At 67.8% G+C, this 1,887-nt stretch carries 2 protein-coding genes; one reads left to right on the top strand and one right to left on the bottom strand.

The features are described 5' to 3' along the window. Positions 1-1,123: 1,123 nt before the first annotated feature. Positions 1,124-1,624 (top strand): RNA polymerase sigma factor, encoded by a 501-nt coding sequence (locus G6O54_RS36735; RefSeq protein WP_250847254.1) that lies wholly within the window; start codon positions 1,124-1,126, stop codon positions 1,622-1,624. 65 nt (positions 1,625-1,689) lie between these two features. Here G6O54_RS36735 and G6O54_RS36730 read toward each other — a convergent pair. After that, positions 1,690-1,887, bottom strand: a 198-nt coding sequence (locus G6O54_RS36730) for a hypothetical protein (protein ID WP_165236036.1), incomplete at its 5' end; no start/stop codon positions are given.

The following is a 1,887-nucleotide window of genomic DNA, read 5'->3' as shown; positions in this document are numbered from 1 at the left end:
GTGAGCGGGTGGTTCGGACGGGGCGCAGCCCACCAACCTCCGGCGTAAGCCGGACCGCCTCTGAGCGAGCGACGGCCTGCCCCGCGGATCGCACTGACGTGCGAGGCTGGAGGCTTCGCCCGTCCGATCCACGATCTGACGATCGTGGTCACCCACGCTTGCAGGGCCATGCCGGCTGTCAACCCTCGGGAGCCGAATCCTCACCGTCTCACGACGATGCCGCTTTGATGGCACAATCTCGAACCGCGACGTCGGGGATGAGAGCCCCCTTCGCCTGCACGCAGAGGCTTCGGGTGGCCGTGGTGGAACACCACGGGACCGCCGTGGCCTTGGAGCGAAGCCCGTCCAGCGCAACAGCAAGCCTCGCCCTGGCTCAACGCTCGCCGCCCGGACAGGCAACAGGCCGGACCTGGCTTCGATCGTCGATCAGGCGACGACCCGAGGCACCCGCTCATGGGACTGCCCCAGATTCGTCGATTCGTTTCGCTCCGCTCCGCTCCGCATGGTCCCTCTCATCCCCGGCCGGCCCGCGTCTCACCCGCGGGCCGGCACCCGCTCTCCTGAACACCCACGACCGGATTGACAAAGATCCGCGAGCCTCCGCGCGTTCCATACGGCTCGCGCGCAGTGGCCCTCCATCTCAATACAATCCATGAAAGGACGCTGCGGGTTTCACGAAAATGGAAAATCTCCCACGAATGTTGGTTCATCCCAAAGGAGCGTACGCCCGATCGGAGGCTCACGGCCGAAGGGGCAAGACGGCCTTACGGGTAGAATCGGGCGGCCACGTGATCGAACCGGGCCGGCGCTTCGTGCTCGAGCTCGAGCGGTGATCGATGGTCGTCGCGAGTCCCGACGCCGTCTCGGTCTCGCTTGCCTGGGCGGGCGGAGAGAGCGATCGTTCCCCCCTTACCAAGGGGGATTCAGGGGGTTGAATTCGATCGCCGTGGCTCGGACCATCCACCTCGACTGGCTCCCCCTTCTTACTGAAAGAGCCGGATCTGGCCTCGTCCTGAAGCCCGCGCACGCTCCCGCCGGATGAGCCCGAAAAAGTCGGATTGAAGCCTCCGCCTCGTTACACGACTCGCGATGACCAGAACAAGGGCGCTCGGAGGCCATCCCGGTGTCGACCACGAGTGGCGAGATCGTCGGACCGATTCGGACCCTGTTCGAGGCCGGGTCGGCGATCGGAGTGACGGACGGCGGCCTGCTGGAGCGATTCCGGGCCGGGCCGCGGGAGGCGGCCGAGCATGCCTTCGCCGCGCTCGTGGAGCGGCATGGGCCGATGGTGCTTCGCGTCTGCCGGTCGGTCCTGAACGAGCCGCACGACGCCGAGGATGCCTTTCAGGCCACGTTCCTGCTCCTCGCCCGGCGGGCCGGGTCGATCCGCAAGCGGGGATCGCTCGCGAGCTGGCTCCATGGCGCGGCGGCCCGGACGGCCGGCTGCGCCCGGGCCGCCGCGGCGAGGCGAAGGCGTCACGAGCGGGCGGCGGCCGAGCGGACGGAGCTCGAGATCGCCCACGAACCACCCGACGACACGGCCGCCCTCCTGCAAGAGGAGCTTGACCGACTCCCCGAGCGCCTCCGGGCACCGATCCTCCTCATCGAGCAGCGAGCCCGCTAATTCGAGTTTGCCGAACGTGGGCGTGTCCGGGTCGACGAGATTCGGACGGCGGCCTATGCGAAAGGTCAGAGCCCAGCCAGGAACATCGCGTAGTTCGGGATGCGTGCGGGGGCGACCCTCATAAGCTCGCGCGCGGTGTCGCGGAACGACTTCCACTCACCCGCCACGTTGAGCGTCCGGAGCGCGAGCCGGACGGCTTCCGTCAGGAGGGCGTCATCATCTTTGACCGCATCGTCGATCGAGCCAACATCGACCGCGGTTAG

This window comes from Aquisphaera insulae (assembly GCF_011064615.1).
GTDB classification, from domain to species: domain Bacteria; phylum Planctomycetota; class Planctomycetia; order Isosphaerales; family Isosphaeraceae; genus Aquisphaera; species Aquisphaera insulae.
This window is presented reverse-complemented; position numbering and strand designations above follow the sequence as displayed.